We start from the raw sequence: 15689 nt of genomic DNA on the forward strand, positions 1-15689 counted from the left end.
CTGCCCCCTGCTCCCTGCCCCCCTGCCTCTTCTCCCCTACTCCCTAGTTTTAAACCACTCAACAACTCCATCAGCCACAGCCCTAGCTAATTTTTGCTGCTCTTGGGGATTTTCTATCCATTCAAATTCTTCAGGATTAATCATAAAACCTAATTCCAATAACACCGATGGTGCTGCATGGGGACGTGTCAGGGCTAAATTATTCCAAAACACGCCGTAGGAAGGTCTATCTAGCCTTTTCACTAAATAGTTATGCATAAATATAGCTAGGCTATGAGCTTGGGGATGATACCAGAAAGTGCCGATTCCCTTGGTGTTCTCGGCGTCACCACTATCAGGTAAGGCGTTGTAATGTATGGAAAGGGCGATCGCAGGTGATTCTCGATGTATCATGGCCATGCGATCGCCTAGGGAAACTTCAACATCAGTGTCTCTGGTCATGACTACTGTGGCCCCTAGTTTCACCAATTCATCACGCAATAACTTGGATACGACTAAATTGACTTCTTTTTCTGTATATCCGTTTGGCCCAATAGCACCTGATTCTTTGCCTCCATGCCCTGGATCGAGTAGAATCTTGATACCAGATAAAGGATTGCGTCTTTCACGCTTTATTGTCGGCGGATGACGTAAAGCTAAAACCAGGGTTGTATTGTCGTATCTCAGCTTATATCCCCACTGTTGAGCTTTTTTGAGGTTAAAGGTGTATTGCGCTTGTCCTGGAGCTACCTGCTGCCAATCTAGACGAGAAATTAAAGGGTCATCATCTAGACGAATTGTGTCTGTTTGGGCAGTGGTGTTGTAAAGTGTGAGGGTGAAATTATTATCGCCTTGTTGCACACTTATCGGTACAGGAACTTGTAAGGGAAAAACTATCTCTGTGGCATCAGAAAGTCGGCGATATCCAACACTGCGAATGGTGGTATGTGGCGGAATCGCACCTGGTAAAGTGCGAGTTTCCTGACTATTAATCCAACCGCCATAGTCTAAGCGTAGCCATTCACCTTCTCTTCCAGTAATTGATGCCCGTGTTCGGTGAGGTAGTGGGGTAAGTCGAGAATAATCGGTACTGGGGCCAGTACGTGCCACCCCTGCATCTACTACCACCTCAGCAACTTGCAAGTTTGAGGGTGAGAGGATTTGAATTTGACCAGTCCCTGGTTGAGTTATCGTCTTACCATTGAGTGTAAGTTGAAATTCTGGTTTACCCAAATCCACATTTTTACTGGCATCTGGGATCACAGCACCAGGCATGATGTTGTTACCGTAGGTAAGGAAACCAGGTTGTGGCAATGTAGTACAACCCTCATACTTTCCTGGGATAAACTGGGCGGTAGGCTGGTTACTTCCCGTGAGGGCAGCCGCATTACTTGGTAAACTTACTTGTTGGGTTTGGGGTGCAAGAGTAATTGTTTGATTTGCCAGGTTCACAGATACACTGGCATTAGGGGGTGCAATGGCGCTAAAACAAATTAGTTCTCCCGGTAGTCTGGCAATGTCAGCTGCTGGAGTGAGAGAATCTTTGGCAAAGTCTAGCCCTTGTGGCAATTCAGGCTGAGTGGCACGCCTTGTAACTTGAATCTGAAGTTCTTGGTTTTGGTGGCGTACAGTAAAGAGATTCTCTCCCACTTCTAAGGGAAAACTTGGGGCAAAATGACCGGCTTTGCTGCGGTTAATTGGCTTACCATTGATGAGAACCTGTCCATCTGCTGGCGCTGTGCCAATAAAAAAGATTTTTTCCGCACTTGTCTGATGGTTGTTTGGGGGATAAACAACTAAAAGTGGTGATTCTGCCAAGGTTACTACAGAGGAGGTAACAATACAGCCTGATATTACTAAACCTAAAAGTTTTTTCACGACAACAGAACCAAAGATTTAACCACAGTGACTGTGGCACAATGACGGGATGTATTTTGAGAAGTTGCTAGAAATTCAAACTACTATGACTAAGTTTATTTTCGTAACTGGAGGTGTAGTTTCCAGTATTGGTAAGGGCATTGTAGCAGCAAGTCTGGGACGTTTACTGAAATCGCGCAATTATTCGGTGTCGATTTTGAAACTCGATCCTTATATTAATATCGATCCAGGTACAATGAGTCCTTTTCAGCATGGGGAAGTGTTTGTTACCCAGGATGGTGCGGAAACAGATTTAGACTTGGGACATTACGAACGCTTTACCGATACTTCAATGTCGCGGTTAAACAGTGTTACCACTGGCTCGATTTACCAAGCAGTAATTAATCGGGAGCGACGCGGAGACTATAATGGCGGTACGGTGCAGGTTATCCCTCACATCACCAACGAAATTAAAGAAAGAATTTTGCGGGTTGCTGAAGATACTAATCCATCTGTAGTGATTACAGAAATTGGTGGTACGGTGGGAGATATTGAATCGCTGCCGTTTATGGAGGCTATTCGCCAGTTACGTAAGGAAGTAGGACGGCAAAATGTCTTGTATATGCACGTCACCTTAGTACCGTGGATAGCTTCGGCTGGTGAAATGAAAACTAAGCCTACACAGCATTCTGTCAAAGAACTGAGATCTATTGGAATTCAACCAGATATTTTAGTTTGTCGGTGCGATCGCTCGTTACCTGTGGGATTAAAACGCAAGTTGTCGGAATTTTGCGATGTTCCCCAAGAATGTGTCATCACTGCCCAAGATGCCAGCAGTATTTACGAAGTACCGCTAATTTTAGAACAAGAAGGACTGGCAGAACAAGCATTAGATTTGCTGCAAATGGAACAGCGTCAACCAAATCTGGTGCAGTGGCAAGCAATGGTGGAACGGTTGTACAGTCCCAAGTACACTGTGGAAATTGCCATTGTTGGTAAATATGTGCGGTTAAGTGATGCATACCTCTCTGTAGTCGAGGCGTTGCGTCATGCGGCTATTGCTACCTATGGAGATTTGCGTTTGCGGTGGGTGAACTCCGAAGACATAGAAAACGAATCACCTGATACTTATTTAGCAGGCGTTGACGGTATTTTAGTACCTGGAGGTTTTGGGATTCGGGGTGTAGACGGTAAAATTGCCGCCATTAAATACGCACGCGATCGCCAAATACCCTTCTTGGGTTTATGCTTGGGAATGCAATGTTCCGTGATTGAATGGGCCAGAAATGTCGAGGGCTTAATCGGCGCTAACAGTTCCGAATTTGATCCCGAAACCACCAATCCAGTTATTAACCTGTTGCCAGAACAACATGATGTGGTTGACTTAGGCGGAACCATGCGATTAGGACTTTATCCTTGTCGTCTTGTCCCCAACACTTTGGCTTACAATCTTTATCAACAAGACGTGGTTGACGAACGCCATCGACATCGCTATGAGTTTAACAATAATTACCGTAATATGTTGTTGGAATCTGGTTATGTAATTAGTGGCACTTCTCCCGATGGACGTTTAGTGGAAATTGTAGAATTTCCCCAACATCCCTTCTTTATATCTTGCCAATTTCATCCAGAGTTTCATTCCCGGCCTAACACTCCTCATCCTTTATTTAAAGGATTCATGGAAGCTGCTATCAACCGGACTCATTCACTTTCTGGATTACCAACACCTGTAGAAGTTTCTTAAATAATTCAAAACTCAAGAAAAACATTGAGTTTTGAATCCACGCACAGCAACATTAACTTAGGACTTGAGACTTTTGTTCAGACATATACAGGGTGCATCATTCATAAACTTCAAACTTAAGGAGATGTTGTGGCGTACTGGGTGAAAATCCTTTACGAAAAGAAAGAATATGTAGTCAATTTCGACCGTGTTAATGCTTTTTGTTATGAAAAGAATGGCAGGGTCACTTTTTGGCTACCTGATTGTGCTATTCCCATTGTGATTAACCCGCAGAGTAATTTAGAAGATTATCAAAAAATTTTAGAATATTTAGAATATGTGACAGGGATAGAACTAGAAAATGCCCATTGGGTAAAAATATTTTATGAAAAAAATGAATATATAATTAACCTCACTTGTATTAGTTCTTTTTGTCAAGAACCTAATAATAGAATAACTTTTTGGTTACCCGATGGGACGATTCCTATTATTATTAACCCCGTGAGTAATCCAGAATCTTATGAAAAAGTTTTAAAATTTGTGCAAAAGTCCACGGGATATTCTTTATCATGACTAATTGCTAGCCTCTAGCCTGTTCCTAAGTCGATTAAATTATCAAGTTTCCTAGACGCTTTAATATACTAAGTACTTGCTGTAATTCTGCATCGCGTTCCATTGATAAAGCATTTACTACTTTTTGATTCAATTACGAGTATCCACAAACGTTTTTGAATGACAAGAACATCAATATTACCTTTAACAATCAAACCTTCGTCTTCAGCAGTGATTTCTATAGCAGTTTCAGTTTCAATCTCAAAAGGAGGTTGATAAAATCCAGCTAAATCTAATAAAGGAGACAGCACTACCATCTTCACTGCCTCTTCTGACATGAAACGGCGTTTATTTAAGTTAAAATAATTGCTTTTAATTCGCTCAATTGCTTGCTTTTCTACAGCATTCAGAGTCGGTAAATTATCTTGCCACTCTCTAAAGAAATTGGTATCTGAGGCCAGTTGCAAACCAAACTTTTCTTCCAATTCATCAAGACTGATTTCTCTGGCTGGAATAATTTGCACCATAGGAAACTGGGAAGATGGCTAATGATGAATAACCAATGATGATGCCAATTTTGCTGCACCCACCATTCCGGCTGAGTTGCCTAATTCAGCGGGTAAAATTTGTAAGCCGGCGCGAGATGTGGGCATGACTCGCTTTTCAATTTCTGCTTTAGCTGCGGAGACAAAAAACTTAAAGCAACCACTAATACCGCCACCAATAACAACTGCTTCTGGTGTTAAAACGTAAATTAAACTAGCTAAACCAATACCTAAACCCTTACCATATTCTTGCCAAAAAGTCAAGGCACACATATCTCCGGCTTGGGCAAGGGCGGCTAATTCCATTGGTTCTTTCCCGGTGTGCTGGCGAATGGCGGCAACTGACGCATACTGTTCTAAAGAGCCGCGATTGCCACTATTACACGTGGGGCCATTGGGGTTCAAGGTAATTAAACCCAGTTCCCCGGCTGCGCCTTGATGTCCTACAAACAGTTTGCCATCCAAAATAATCGCTCCACCAACCCCAGTTCCCAAGGTCAACAAAATAAGATTTTGAAAGTGGCGCCCTGCTCCTAGCCAAGATTCTGCCAAGCCTGCACAGTTGGCATCGTTGGCAATAATTGTAGGTTTACCAGTTTTGGCTTCTAACCAGTCGGCCAACGGTACATTTATCCATCCCGGTAAGTTGATGGCGATTTGGGCAATACGTCCTGTTTTATCAGCAGGGCCAGGAGTTCCCACACCAATGGCAACAGCTTCATTGTAGGGGTCTACTTGAGCGATCGCATCTATCAAAACCACCAGCACCGCTTCTGGTGTCGATGGTTGGGGAGTTGCTACAGTCAAAGATTGGAGGCACGTGCCATCTGGTTGGAACCTTCCCAGCTTAATTGCTGTTCCCCCCACATCAATACCAATTACTTGAGAATTAATCACCTGATAAAATATAAACCAATTCGTAATTCAGAAAGCCAGATAGAAACTGGGTTTGCGGTTTTGGATGTGTTGCCGGATTTTAAAGCATTGGTATATATGCTTTAACTCCTTAGCAAATTAGACCCCCAGGAATTTCTGGGAATCAATCCATACAGATAAAGAAATAGTATTAGTTTTTTGGCGTTTTGGTGCGAAACATCTCTGAGTCTTCTGTATTTTTGGATGTGATATGTAAATTAGTCGCCATTGAAGAATGAAAACTTGATTGCTGCCAATTTGTCACTGGTGTACCGTGTAACAGACCAGTTAGGGCAACGGATAGCATGAACCCACCAGCAGCGGCAGCGATTAAGGAAATGTTATCTTTCACTCAGTTCTCTCGGTAATAAAATCAACAAATATTCAGACGCAGAAACAGTCATTTCGCTCCAATTTATTTTTTTCAGCAAAGATGGACTATTTCCGGATTCCATTCTCGCGCCGTAATCGAGGATTGACAAACTCATTTAACCCCTCACCAAGTAGTGATAACCCTACTACCATTAATGTCATGGCTAAACCGGGGAAGAGAGTAGTCCACCAAATGCCTGTGGGCAAGGCTTCTAGGGCTTGTCTTAAGTCGTGACCCCATTCTGGCACTTCTTCGGGAAGTCCTAATCCTAAAAAGCCTAAACCGCCTAATACTAAAATTGCATCGGCGGCGTTGAGGGTAAATAATACAGGTACGCTTTGAATAACGTTAAAAAAGAGATAACGAGATAATACAACCCAAGTAGAAGCACCCATTGCTTGAGCCGCTTCAATAAATACTTCAGTTTTGACACTAACAGTATGATTACGGACAACTCGGTAATATTGGGGAACGTAAGCAATACTAATGGCGATCGCCGCATTTAAAATTCCCCGACCCACCACAAAAGCCAGTGTCACAGATAATAATAGCCCCGGCAAGGTGTAGATACTATCCATGACAAACAGCAACACCTTATCCAACTTACCGCCAAGATAGCCACTTAGCATCCCTAAAGGCACACCAATAATCATGCTGAGTGCTGTAGCTAAAATTACTACTTGCAACGCAGCTTGAGCGCCAAACAATGTACGAGAAAATACATCATGTCCTAAACGACTTGTCCCAAACCAATATTTAGCTGACGGTGGTTCTTGGATAGGGTTAGCCAGAAACTCTCTAGGGTTTTGTAGCCATCCCCAACCCTGTAAGACAGGAGCAAAGAATGCCAAAAAAAAGAAAAATAAAGTAATGGCAATCCCAATCAGCATTAATTTCTGTGAAAGATTGGGATTTTGGGTAAAACGTAAAAATGTTGGCAGCTGACGTTTAGTGATGGCCATGAGCGATCGCCTGGATCAAGAAAGATACTATTTTACATATACTCAGGCAAAAGCCAACAAAAATCAGGCAGGCATTTTGCCCACCTGTGATCCAAACGGCTACAAACCAACTAATTCAAGAGATTCAAAATCAGAGAGTTGTTGAGCGATGGCCAATCTCGCTTCTAATTTCGCTACACTAAACTGGTTACGCAGATATTCTAAATGAGCGATCGCATTGGCTTTTTCCACAGATAATCGCATCTGCATATCCACTGCTTGTTGATACTCTTGATTTACCAGCAGCACTTCAAAGCGACGAGACTTGCGTTGAGCATCATTTTTCAAATCCATCTCAAAAGCGGCAACACGGTCAGCATTACCTTCAAATCGGTTAATCTGGTGCTGCACCGCCATTAACTGAGAATCTATTTCGTTCACTCGTTGAGCCGCTTGAGCGATCGCACTGGGATAATAACTTAATTGCACCATCAAATTACCTTCCTATAAATAGGGATGGGGGGATGGGGAGATGGGGAGATAGGGAGATAGTTTTTGTGACTATTCCCAAGTTTTTCTCCTTGCACCGCACTGAGCTTGTCCCCTTGTCCCCTTGTCCCCTTGTCCCCTTGTCCCCTTGTCCCCTTGTCCCCTTACGCCACTTCCCTCAATTGCGCTGGAACATTAATTTCTGGAAATGGCAGCGAGAGTTGTTCAGCTTGGGGTGCCGCAGCTTCTTGTAAAACTTGTACTTCGATATTCACACTTACTAAATAACTACCTGCATCAGCACCGACAGCTTCGGCGATTAATTTAGCAATCTCCGGGCGTTTGGCTGTCAACGGGTCACGTAATATACACCGATCCCATTCGTGCTTGGCAGTCGGGTTGAGGTTGAGGATGTAATGCTTGATCATTGGCTTAACCCTTGAATCCATCTTCCAGAAGACTTTCACATCGCCGCGTTGCACTTGACTAGGCTTTGTGGAGGCTATACTTATTATAGTACATATGTACTCGAATGGGAAGAAAAATGCTGTAAGTCAGAGAGTGAACTGACACAGTTAAAAAGTGCATTAATATTTGCTTGTAGAACAGGCATCTTACTTGTTCTGGGCTAGAAGCCCACTCCACAATAAACCTGTGAAAGATTTTCTCTAGCCTCTAGCCTCTAGCCTCTAGCCCCTAAAAACTACTGAGCTTTACCATTTGTTTGCGAACCCAGTAAATGAGCATCATTGACCCAAATATCCTGTTGAGGCGCAGGAATAGAAATGCCGGCTTTATCCAAAGTAACTTTTAAGCGTCGGCGATACTCTCGCCCTACGTCCCATTGTTTGAGTGGCTGCGTTTTAATCCAGACACGAATCATCAAACCACGCACCCCAAAGTCATCTATTCCCAAAACTTCAGGTGGTGCGATGATCATCTGTTTCCATATTGGATCTTGATTCATCTCCATAGCCACATCTTTAATTAGCTGTAAAGCATCATCAATATTGGCTTGATAGGCAACTGGAATGGTTAAATCGGCTCGTGACCAACGGCTAGAAAGGTTGGCAACAACTTTAATTTCACTGTTGGGAATTGTAATTAAGCGTCCCTCAGCATCTCGTAACTGAGTCATCCGCAAATTGAGATTTTCTACTAAGCCTCCCACTTCTCCCACAACAATGACATCGCCCAAGGCATACTGGTCTTCTATAATCACCAAAAAACCGTTAATCGCGTCTTTAATCAAGTTCTGAGAAGCAAGGGAAACTGCCACACCAATTAAACTAGCACCTGCGAGTAGAGGCACAATGTCTATACCCAATGAAACTAGGGCTAATAAAATGCCAATTCCTAGCCAGATACCAGTAGTGATGCTTTTAGTCACACCAGAAAAGGTGGACACTCGCAGTTGCATCCGTTCCGAAGTGTCTGAGGTTAATAAAGCACCACTGCTAATCAAAGTAGAAGTGAAGCGGTCAATTAAGGCATAGGTGAAACGGATTGCTACATAAGTTCCTAACAGCACCACACCGACCCGTAAAGGAATTTGAGCAAACGAGAGAATCCCTACCTGAAATATCCGTGTATAGGGGAATAAACCCAAGATGAACACAAATCCACTGCCCCAAATTCCTACTTGAGTTAATTGAAACAGTCTTTTCTTGATGTCTTCAATATGTTGATGTTGCTGTTGATTGAGTTGACTGGTAATTTGTTGAGCTTTGATAGAAAGTGGAAAAATAGGTTGTATTGAGTGATGTTTGGAATGGTGCTGGAAATAATTTACTCCTCCGCTCAATACAAGCACCAGCAATACAACTCCACCAGCAATCTGACCTCGGTTAATTAAAAATGAAGTTTGTCGTTCTTCTCTGGCTAATTGCAAAGATTCTTTCAACTGTTCGATGATTTGAGTGGCCGTAACAGCTGGTGATACTTCCCCTCGCAGTCTGGCGTCTTCGGTAGTAACAGTCATTAAATATCGCTCATCAACATAAATGACTGGTAATCCATTTAAGACGCTCTCGGTGATGTTAGGTGTTTCTGTAGAAGACCTGACGTAATCTTGACGGATTTGATTGAGATTTTGTTGGATATTACGCGATCGCTCAGAAAGATTACTTCTGGTTGCCGCTATTTGAAATAATGGGTTTCCATCCAAATAAATCCACCCAGAAACAATTTGGGTATCTGCATCGCTACTAAAGGTGCTGGGAGCTAAATTTATGGGCAATTGAGCCGTAGCTGTGGACATAGGTACAACAGCTACAGCCATTGAACCTGCGATGGTCAACATTACACCCCTACCCAGACTGCGTTTAGGTTGCACTCGTCTAACTAGTGATGGGGAGGCTTTATGGGATGCGTCCAAGTTGGGGACGCCCTTGGCGATAGTCCGGATGTTACCTAAGCAATTTTCTTCCCTATATGCCTGTTTCTGCTTGAGAGAAGCATAATTAGGCCACAAGACTTGCTTTGCGATCGCCAAAAATTGAAAGCGCACTCAAATACCTCCTTGAAAAAAATATACCGTCAGCTACTTCCAGGGCCATCCTATGTGATGTAATTGAGTAAATGTACTTACCTAAAGTTAAGTTTTACTCTTCACCATAGTGAGATTTAGAGTTTTGGATATTTTTTACTCCTTAAGATAGATTCCAAAATGCTAAATTTACCCTGTTGAATAAATAAAGTCAGCGCTGATAATACTCTTAACAAAAATCAAAAATAAAGGCCAAAAAAGTCAGGCGTGAAGTTGATAAGAGGCATGGGGCAGGAGGCACTAAAGGTACAAACTTCACCCGCAAGTGAAATGATTTTTCCCTTGCTCCCCTGCTCCCCTGCTCCCTGCTCCCCTGCCTTTTCAGATTAAGGCTATGCAGGGTCATGCTAGTCCAGAGTACAATTAACTAGCTTCTTGGTAATGACAACCGAGAATCACCAGTTGTAGAATACTCTAGTAAAGTACGTAAGTTATTACGTAACTTTTTTTACTTTTTGAGGAAAATTTTGATGACCGCAACTTCTCCCCGATTAAAGCACGAGGTTAAAGACCTCGCCCTAGCTCCCTTGGGAAGACAGCGCATAGAATGGGCTGGACGGGAAATGCCAGTATTAGGGCAAATCCGCGATCGCTTTGCTCAAGAAAAACCCTTTGCGGGGATTCGTCTTGTAGCTTGTTGTCACGTCACCACAGAAACAGCACATTTGGCGATCGCGCTTAAAGCTGGTGGTGCTGATGCTGTTTTGATTGCTAGTAACCCCTTATCAACTCAAGACGACGTAGCAGCTAGTCTCGTCGCCGATCACGAAATTCCCGTATTTGCCCTCAAAGGCGAAGACAACGAAACTTATAACCGCCACGTCCAAATCGCTCTGGATCATCGCCCCAACATTATTATTGATGATGGCAGTGACGTAGTTGCCACCCTCATTCAAGAACGCCAACACCAAATGGGCGATTTGATTGGGACTACAGAAGAAACCACAACCGGCATTGTGCGGTTACGCGCCATGTTCAACGACGGCGTTCTTACCTTCCCCGCAGTCAACGTTAACGACGCCGACACCAAGCACTTCTTTGATAATCGCTATGGTACGGGTCAATCTACCCTAGATGGCATTATCCGCGCCACAAATATTTTGTTGGCTGGTAAAAATATTGTTGTAGTTGGTTACGGCTGGTGTGGTAAAGGTACTGCACTGCGGGCCCGCGGTATGGGTGGTAACGTGATTGTCACCGAAATCGACCCCATCAAGGCTATTGAGGCTGTCATGGATGGTTTCCGCGTGTTGCCAATGGCAGAAGCTGCACCTCTAGGTGATATCTTTATCACTGTGACTGGTAACAAGCACGTCATTCGTGGTGAACACTTCGATGTCATGAAAGACGGTGCGATCGTTTGTAACTCCGGTCACTTTGATATTGAACTGGATTTGAAATATCTGGCTGCTCAAGCTAAAGAAGTAAAGGAAGTTCGTCCTTTCACTGAAGAGTATAAATTAACCAGTGGTAAATCAGTCGTTGTTCTCGGACAAGGACGTTTGATTAACCTAGCTGCGGCTGAAGGACACCCCAGCGCAGTTATGGATATGAGTTTTGCTAACCAAGCCTTAGCTTGTGAATACTTGGTGAAGAATCAAGGTAAGTTGGAACCCGGTTTGCACTCAATTCCCACTGAGGTAGATCAAGAAATTGCTCGTTTGAAGTTGCAAGCAATGGGTATTCACATTGATTCTTTGACTCCTGACCAAGTTGAGTACATCAATTCTTGGATGAGTGGAACTTGATATTCGTTGATTAATTGATTTTTGGGGATAGGCGTTTTGCTTATCCCTTTTTTTTGAGGACTGGTATCCGTGAGAAGTTTGGTAAATTTCCTGTTTTAATCCAGCGGATACAAACATTTGAATCGAGCAGACAAGTCAAAATAGCTGCTCCCTATTTTCATAATCTCCCTGTTCTGGTCGTTCTAAGGGTTCTCCTACCCAACCACCAATTACCTCTTCAAAAAAACCAGGCATCCAACCGCGTTCCTCTGGTGTTTTTTGCTGAGGTGATGTTTCTAGTGGTTGATAAATTACCATGATTTCAACTTCTTTATCTGTTATTCCCACTGGGATATCTAAATGTAAAACTCCATCTGCACCGACACGCTTCTTTAATTTAATACTGTGCATTTCTGTTTATCCTTTATCAGTAACCTACCATTTAAATCACGAGCGCAAATATAGGACTCCTATTTGATTTTTGAACAAACAAATTAAGTACCAATTGAAAAGGCTTATTCCTTATTCCCTACTCCCCACTCCCTATTCCCTACTCCCAGCCTACGCAAGTCAGTTCAATAATCAAAGCGGATCACTATATTGATTACAAGTAATCGCATTGGCTACAGAACTTACGTCAGTAAAATTTGTCATCTAATCCCCTTGAGGATACTCAATCCATAATTTCGTAATATCACGTAAGCTTTGGTAATCACCATTACCCAAAATCAAGTGATCTAATAATGGAATACCTAAAAGTTGCGCCCCTGCTAACAATTGGCGTGTCAACTCTATATCTTCCTGACTTGGTTCCACATTACCTGAAGGGTGATTATGTGCAACTATTGCTCGTGTTGCTCCTTGACGGATGACTTCTCGAAAAATGTCACGGGGAGATGCTAAGGTTTCTGTGGCAGTGCCAATAGTAATTACTTGAGTTCCCAATAAGCGATTTTTGACATCTAACAGCAACACAGCAAAACGTTCTTGTGTTTGCCACATCAGGTCTTGACTGAGTGCAGCCGCAGCCACAATGGGGTTATCAATAGGTATACTGTCTGTGGGACGAAATTGAAAGGCGCGTTTACCTAATTCAATTGCCGCTAAAATAGTTGTGGCTTTTGCTGGGCCAATACCAGGAATTTGCATTAATTCCGCCGGGGTAACTTCACGCAGAACTGCCAAGGGATCACGTTGGTGTTTACTCAATTCTTGTAGGATATATTGACCCAAACCCACGGCTGACAGTTTTCCTGGCCCTTGACCAGTTCCTAAAAGAATAGCAATTAATTCAGCCGTGGCTAAAATTTTGGGGCCGTGGGTCATCAAACGCTCACGCGGACGCTCATTGGTGGGGATATCGGCAATTCTGAGGCAATAGGTCATAGAACAACTAAGATAATAGTCGCTTAGAAGGAACTATCTTTAGTTATCCCTTGTTTACGCTGCAAATCATCTCTTCAGGCAAAAATCTTTAATCTTTGAGAATGCCAGTCAATGTGATAACTGTATCTTAGCTAATGACGACGATCGCTTAGTCATACATAATAGTTTTGATAAATACTGAAAGCCTAGTATATAAAAGAGCATTAATATGACAGAAGGTATTGATCAAAGCACGGCTTTAACGCAACAGTGGTTGACAGAAATCCAAACACTCAAGCAACAACTAGTAGAACAGCAGCGCGATCGCCATACGGCTTGGGAGAGCGCCCAAAAATGGCGTAAACTCTATAACACCGAAGCAGAACAACGCCGCACAGATGCTAATTTAGCCCAACAAGCCATCGCCTCCCTCAAAGCAGAGATACATCAACTCAAGGGACTAGAAACCGGTATACTCGTTGACGGCAAAGCCACCACAGAAGCCCAACAAAAAATTCAGCAAATCCAATCCATAGAAGACTTGCAAACCAAACTTATCGCCATCATGAAAGAACGCGATCGCCTACAGCAAGCCTTGAAAACAGAGCAAGAAAATCACGCCCAAACTCGCCAAAGCCTCACTACCGCCTTGGGTGATGCTATTGATAGTTTGACACGAGAAAGAAATGGGGAATAGAGAAAACTCCCCGCCAGTTACGAATTAAAAATTATCTAGTTCGCAACAACTGCACAAAGGTATTACTTACCGTATTGTCTTTAGTATCCGCCGCGTATTGAATCAAATCTTCTCGCAGTTCTTTGGCTGCATCTAAAGGAAGCAACGTTGCTAACAAAAAATAAACCCCACGAAATCGGGGGTCGCCCATTCTGTCAACTAGCAGTTCTTCCGCTGTATCACTTTCGCCCAGAAAGTTTTGCACTAAAAAGAAATCCATGATTTTATCGTGGCGGAAGTACCATTCTTTCTTGGCTTCGCCTTTTTCATCTTGCCACTGACGGCTGACTACCATTTTGTATTTCTCGTCTTCTAAAGACATGACAACTTGGTGAAATTCATCCCCAGGTAAAGCTTGTTTGTCATCGAGTCGCATTTGGTAGACGGCGGCGGAAAATCTTTTGAGGGGAAATTCTTGTTTCCATTCTTGCTGGTATTCTGTTGCCATTAGGTTGTATTGCTGTTCTTGCAGGCGAAACAAGTTTGGCTGTTTACCTTGTGATAGCATTAGCGCGACCACTGTTAGATCCATTGGATTGGAAAGAATGCGGCGGACAGCATCTAACTCTTCTTGGGCTTGCTGGTTGTTGAGGACTTCTGTTAAATAATTGGTGCAAGCTTGGGCATAATCAGCACCTTGAATTTTGGCATCTTTGGGGAGTCGCGGCTGACGGGAGATTAAAAACTCTTGAATTTGTTGTGACTCAAGGGGCTGCAATTTATATATCTTCGCCGTTGAGGGGGGTGTCCACTCTAGTGGCTGGGTAGTCATGATAATGTTGCCCCGGAAATAGCTTTCGACAAACTGGCAGATTTTGGCGCGGGTTTCGGCGGTGACTTCGTTGAGTCCGTCGATACAGATATCTATGGCGCCACTGTAAATCAGGTTTTTCAAAAAGTCGGCATCTTGGGCTTGGCCGTGTAGCTTGGCTTGGATGGCTTCAATTACGCCTTTATCACATTTTTGGGCGGGGAGATAAACGACTATGCGCTGAGAGGTTTTCAAGAGATGACGGAGAAACATCGACTTGCCTAAGCCGGAATCACCTTCTAAGATAATTTGTCCTTTAATGCTGGGTAAGGCTGCGGTAATGGGCAGGATTTCTCCTGAAGCGGGAACTTTGACTCTGGATTCTGGGAAGTATGATTGGTCATTAAAATTATCTAACCCAGCATCGGCTAATAGGGAAGGTTTGAATGGTTCAAATAATTTGCGGCGGAAGGGTGGAAACCAAGTGAGAAGAAAGCCGACATAGCCGATGCCGAGAATACGGCGTACCCAAGGGTTCCAGAAGAAGATGGCTTGGATTTGGGGGAATTTGGGGTAGGCGAAGATGAGGGCTAGCCAAAAGGCAGCGTGAGTGAGGATAGTAATTCTGGCGTTGAAAAACCACTGCCAACCTTTGAGGTTAATTATGACTGATTGCAGTGAGTCAGCTTCGTTGTATCTGGCGTTTTTCAGGTTGTGGTAGTGAGTTTCTAAAATCAAAATATCTTGCTGTTGCCAAGAGACTTTTCGAGCGACTACAGCAATTTGCTTGGCTAAGTCTTCCCGTAATCTTATTAAACCTTGGCTGGGTTCCCAGGATTGGGCAAAAATTTTGAGAGTTTTCACGCCTTGGCCATGGGTTAATGAAGCAGGAATTGTTTTAATCTCAGGAAAACCCAGCCATGTAAGCAGCGTTTTTACTTCATCAGTGCCGCCACCCAGGAAATAGGTTAAAAATCGCCACTGTGCAAATTCCGATTGACCTGCGTAATAGATGCTATCTAGAATTACAACAATATTATTTAGATTGAGTTGTTCTATCTTTCCCAATGCCACTGCTGCACCGTAACGAAGATGACTCTCAACGGATTTATCCTTGAGGATATCAGCGATGTCTTTGACGTAGGGTTTGGCAGCATCGCCCAGATTTCCCAATGCCACTGCTGCACC

15 protein-coding genes are annotated in these 15689 nt (G+C 43.3%); 4 read left to right on the plus strand and 11 right to left on the minus strand.

The annotated features are described in order from the left end of the window. Nucleotides 1–36 precede the first annotated feature (36 nt). Entirely contained in the window at nt 37–1857 is a 1821-nt protein-coding gene (locus tag ACM0OS_RS24610; protein ID WP_414545804.1) for an N-acetylmuramoyl-L-alanine amidase, read from the minus strand. Between the two features lie 85 nt (nt 1858–1942). Between ACM0OS_RS24610 and ACM0OS_RS24615 the strand changes: the two genes are divergently transcribed. Together ACM0OS_RS24615 and ACM0OS_RS24620 are read left to right on the plus strand one after the other, a co-directional pair. Further along, nucleotides 1943–3580 (plus strand): CTP synthase, encoded by a 1638-nt coding sequence (locus tag ACM0OS_RS24615; protein ID WP_414545805.1) that lies wholly within the window; start codon nt 1943–1945, stop codon nt 3578–3580. A 129-nt stretch (nt 3581–3709) separates the two neighbouring features. Then, nucleotides 3710–4132, plus strand: a complete 423-nt coding sequence (locus ACM0OS_RS24620; RefSeq protein ID WP_414545806.1) for a hypothetical protein — start codon at nt 3710–3712, stop codon at nt 4130–4132. Nucleotides 4133–4200: 68 nt separating this feature from the next. On the opposite strand, the gene ACM0OS_RS24625 is transcribed toward ACM0OS_RS24620, so the two are convergent. The 7 genes from ACM0OS_RS24625 to ACM0OS_RS24655 form a co-directional block, all read right to left on the minus strand. Continuing rightward, entirely contained in the window at nt 4201–4638 is a 438-nt protein-coding gene (locus tag ACM0OS_RS24625) for a hypothetical protein (protein ID WP_414545807.1), read from the minus strand. An 18-nt stretch (nt 4639–4656) separates the two neighbouring features. Continuing rightward, complete coding sequence (locus ACM0OS_RS24630; RefSeq protein WP_414545808.1) at nt 4657–5553, minus strand: ROK family protein; 897 nt, start codon at nt 5551–5553, stop codon at nt 4657–4659. Between the two features lie 169 nt (nt 5554–5722). Then, entirely contained in the window at nt 5723–5923 is a 201-nt protein-coding gene (locus ACM0OS_RS24635; RefSeq protein WP_414545809.1) for a hypothetical protein, read from the minus strand. Nucleotides 5924–6009: 86 nt separating this feature from the next. Next, a complete protein-coding gene (locus ACM0OS_RS24640; RefSeq protein ID WP_414545810.1) occupies nt 6010–6906 on the minus strand; it encodes an ABC transporter permease in 897 nt (298 codons plus the stop codon). 99 nt (nt 6907–7005) lie between these two features. Continuing rightward, the gene (locus tag ACM0OS_RS24645; RefSeq protein WP_414545811.1) at nt 7006–7377 is read right to left on the minus strand and encodes a hypothetical protein; all 372 of its coding nucleotides are present in this window, start codon (nt 7375–7377) and stop codon (nt 7006–7008) included. 161 nt (nt 7378–7538) lie between these two features. Next, on the minus strand, nt 7539–7802 hold the full coding sequence (locus ACM0OS_RS24650; protein ID WP_414545812.1) for a hypothetical protein: 264 nt from the start codon (nt 7800–7802) through the stop codon (nt 7539–7541). 275 nt (nt 7803–8077) lie between these two features. Continuing rightward, nucleotides 8078–9655 carry a mechanosensitive ion channel family protein gene (locus ACM0OS_RS24655; RefSeq protein ID WP_414545818.1) on the minus strand — a complete coding sequence of 526 codons (1578 nt, stop codon included), beginning with the start codon at nt 9653–9655 and terminating at the stop codon, nt 8078–8080. A 737-nt stretch (nt 9656–10392) separates the two neighbouring features. On the opposite strand from ACM0OS_RS24655, the gene ahcY reads away from it, so the two are divergent. Next, nucleotides 10393–11670, plus strand: a complete 1278-nt coding sequence (gene ahcY, locus ACM0OS_RS24660; protein ID WP_414545813.1) for an adenosylhomocysteinase — start codon at nt 10393–10395, stop codon at nt 11668–11670. 135 nt (nt 11671–11805) lie between these two features. On the opposite strand, the gene ACM0OS_RS24665 is transcribed toward ahcY, so the two are convergent. Next, on the minus strand, nt 11806–12060 hold the full coding sequence (locus tag ACM0OS_RS24665) for a hypothetical protein (protein WP_414545814.1): 255 nt from the start codon (nt 12058–12060) through the stop codon (nt 11806–11808). 243 nt (nt 12061–12303) lie between these two features. After that, nucleotides 12304–13035, minus strand: coding sequence for a RadC family protein (radC, locus tag ACM0OS_RS24670; RefSeq protein ID WP_414545815.1), 732 nt, complete (start codon nt 13033–13035; stop codon nt 12304–12306). Nucleotides 13036–13243: 208 nt separating this feature from the next. Between radC and ACM0OS_RS24675 the strand changes: the two genes are divergently transcribed. Continuing rightward, entirely contained in the window at nt 13244–13711 is a 468-nt protein-coding gene (locus ACM0OS_RS24675) for a hypothetical protein (RefSeq protein WP_414545816.1), read from the plus strand. A 31-nt stretch (nt 13712–13742) separates the two neighbouring features. Here ACM0OS_RS24675 and ACM0OS_RS24680 read toward each other — a convergent pair. After that, nucleotides 13743–15689 (minus strand): NACHT domain-containing protein (locus ACM0OS_RS24680; RefSeq protein ID WP_414545817.1); only part of this gene is annotated, 1947 nt, incomplete at its 5' end.

The organism is Nostoc sp. CCY0012 (genome assembly GCF_963920855.1).
GTDB lineage: Bacteria > Cyanobacteriota > Cyanobacteriia > Cyanobacteriales > Nostocaceae > Cyanocohniella.

What these genes read in the sequence shown, in the direction of transcription:
- ACM0OS_RS24615 (WP_414545805.1), top strand. Translation starts at nt 1,943, where the DNA reads ATGACTAAGTTTATTTTCGTAACTGGAGGTGTAGTTTCCAGTATTGGT.
- ACM0OS_RS24650 (WP_414545812.1), bottom strand. Translation starts at nt 7,802, where the DNA reads ATGATCAAGCATTACATCCTCAACCTCAACCCGACTGCCAAGCACGAA.
- ACM0OS_RS24665 (WP_414545814.1), bottom strand. Translation starts at nt 12,060, where the DNA reads ATGCACAGTATTAAATTAAAGAAGCGTGTCGGTGCAGATGGAGTTTTA.
- ACM0OS_RS24645 (WP_414545811.1), bottom strand. Translation starts at nt 7,377, where the DNA reads ATGGTGCAATTAAGTTATTATCCCAGTGCGATCGCTCAAGCGGCTCAA.
- radC (WP_414545815.1), bottom strand. Translation starts at nt 13,035, where the DNA reads ATGACCTATTGCCTCAGAATTGCCGATATCCCCACCAATGAGCGTCCG.
- ahcY (WP_414545813.1), top strand. Translation starts at nt 10,393, where the DNA reads ATGACCGCAACTTCTCCCCGATTAAAGCACGAGGTTAAAGACCTCGCC.
- ACM0OS_RS24655 (WP_414545818.1), bottom strand. Translation starts at nt 9,655, where the DNA reads ATGGCTGTAGCTGTTGTACCTATGTCCACAGCTACGGCTCAATTGCCC.
- ACM0OS_RS24675 (WP_414545816.1), top strand. Translation starts at nt 13,244, where the DNA reads ATGACAGAAGGTATTGATCAAAGCACGGCTTTAACGCAACAGTGGTTG.
- ACM0OS_RS24625 (WP_414545807.1), bottom strand. Translation starts at nt 4,638, where the DNA reads ATGGTGCAAATTATTCCAGCCAGAGAAATCAGTCTTGATGAATTGGAA.
- ACM0OS_RS24640 (WP_414545810.1), bottom strand. Translation starts at nt 6,906, where the DNA reads ATGGCCATCACTAAACGTCAGCTGCCAACATTTTTACGTTTTACCCAA.